The organism is Ruminococcus sp., from assembly GCF_024684275.1.
The window spans coordinates 1-2,238 of sequence record NZ_JAIKXF010000135.1 but is presented as its reverse complement, the minus strand read 5'-3'; the positions used below and the strand labels follow the sequence as shown (position 1 = coordinate 2,238).

The window sequence follows — 2,238 nt, the reverse complement described above, 5'->3', positions numbered from 1 at the left end:
ACACTTGAGAATTCAAGCAAGGATATTGCCAATACTATCATAAGCACATCGGGCAAGACTCTTGATATTGCAGAGCTCAACTCACTCCAGTCCGTATCAAAGGACGATATTGCAGGCGGTGCAAGCTATATCTCCCTCATGCAGAAGAACTATGATGTTCTTGCAGGAGTTCTGAAATGAGGTGCGGTATGGCTGATAAAAAGATACCCGTAATTCTCATAACAGGATATCTTGGTTCGGGGAAGACCACTCTTATGCAGAATCTTCTGAAACAGGAGCAGCGTAAGATAGCCCTTATCGTAAATGACATGGGCAGCGTCAATATAGACGCTGCTCTCCTGAACAAGAACCGCGACCGCATAGCATCTGTTGAAATGGTTGAGCTTCAGAACGGCTGTATCTGCTGTACGCTCCGAGATGAGTTTATCGCTGAAATTGAGCGTATCTCCCAGCTTCCCGACATCGAGGCTGTATTCGTTGAAGCATCGGGTATAAGCGAGCCTTCCAATATTGCTGCTTCTTTTGTTGTGTATACCGAGGACAATCCCGATACCAATGTATATCTCAGCTCTGTTGTTTCCGTTGTGGACGCTGACCGTATCTATAACGAATTCCTGCGTGAAATATCTATGGAGAACGATACAGAAGAGGGCGACATCATCAACCTTATCATCGACCAGATAGAGTTCTGCAATCTTATCATACTCAACAAGACAGACCTGCTCAGCAGCGAACAGATAGAAGAAGTCACAAAGGCTATCCGTGACATTCAGTCAGAAGCCGAGATAATCCCTGCTGTAAACAGCGAGGTGGATACCGACAAGATACTTCACGGCAAGGAGTTTGACTATCACAGCGTTCTCGCTTCATCATCCATTCAGCGTGCGCTCAACACCAATGAGCCAACTGACAAGGAAGCCTGCATGGACGAATATGGCATTACTTCCTTTGTGTATGAGGAAGTCCGCCCCTTTGACCGTAATAAATTCATGGCTTTGGTAGACGAGTATCCGACAGAGCTTATCCGCACAAAGGGATATGTTTGGTTTGCTGACGATGATGTGCATATACAGCTCTTTGAACAGGCTGGCAGAAACGCAAGTGTTACTGAGCTGAACGAGTGGCTGGCTTCCTGTCCGCAGGAGGAGCTTGACGCTATGTTTGAGAACTACCCTGACCTGAAGGACGACTGGCACGAGGTCTACGGAGACCGCATCAATCAGCTTGTTTTCATCGGAAAAGGCTATAAAAAGGCTGATATCCTTTCACGTCTTGAAAGCTGCCTGACTATATAAAATAATTACTTAAGTGCAGGAGGACAATAGTTTTTCTGCACTTATTTCTTAAATGAGGAAATCAAAATGAAAAAAATACCTGTTTATCTGTTTCTCGGCTTTCTTGAAGGCGGAAAAACAAGCTTTATCCAGAAAACACTTGCAAACGAACATTTTGGAAACGACGAAAACATATTGCTGCTTGTATGTGAAGAGGGATTAGAAGAATATGATTTTTCAGAATTGGGGCATAATAATGTCTCGCTCCATGTGATCGAGGAGAAAACAGAGCTTGATGAGCAATCGTTATCAAGACTTTCAGATGAATGTGAAGCTAACAGGATCGTTATTGAATTAAATGGTATATGGCATCTGACCGACTTTCTTCTTAAAAAGCCTGATAACTGGCTGATATTTCAAACAGTCTTTGTTGCCGATGCCTCTTCATTCAGCATCTACGTTAAAAATCTGAAAAGTCTTGTAGTTGATAAACTCAATGTCAGCGATGTGGTCATTTTCAATCGCTATGTAAATAAAGCAGATGTGAATGAATTGCACAAAATTGTACACTCAGTTAATCGAAGAGCTGAAATATACTATGAAGCTGACAACGGAATGATGATAGCTGACGATATTGAAGATCCCTTGCCCTATGATATTGATGCTGATACTATACTTATCAAAGACGAAGACTACGCGATATGGTACGGCGATATAATGAATGAGGCAAAGAAATATAACGATAAAACCATTAAATTCAAAGCAATGATAACATCTCGTCCTGAGCTTCCGAACAACGTATTTGCTGTCGGACGATATATTATGACGTGCTGTGAAGCTGATATGAATTTTTGCTGGTTTATTGCACTGTGTAACAGGTATTATCCGTTGCAGGGCGAAAAATGGGTGTCGCTGACTGCCGAAATAACAGTACAGCACCACGAAACTCAGAATATCGATATAC

General features: G+C 42.5%; 2 protein-coding genes and 1 pseudogene. All 3 read left to right on the top strand.

Going from position 1 to position 2,238, the window contains the following annotated elements; all coding sequences use genetic code 11:
* Positions 1 to 180, top strand: a pseudogene (locus tag K5677_RS14305) (hypothetical protein); the annotation flags it as partial.
* 8 nt (positions 181 to 188) lie between these two features.
* The gene (locus tag K5677_RS14300) at positions 189 to 1,295 is read left to right on the top strand and encodes a GTP-binding protein (protein ID WP_366849534.1); all 1,107 of its coding nucleotides are present in this window, start codon (positions 189 to 191) and stop codon (positions 1,293 to 1,295) included.
* 66 nt (positions 1,296 to 1,361) lie between these two features.
* Positions 1,362 to 2,238: GTP-binding protein (locus tag K5677_RS14295; protein ID WP_296729315.1), on the top strand; the 877-nt coding region annotated here is incomplete at its 3' end.

Coding starts and splice junctions, on each gene's coding strand:
- K5677_RS14300 (WP_366849534.1), top strand. CDS start 189: ATGGCTGATAAAAAGATACCCGTAATTCTCATAACAGGATATCTTGGT.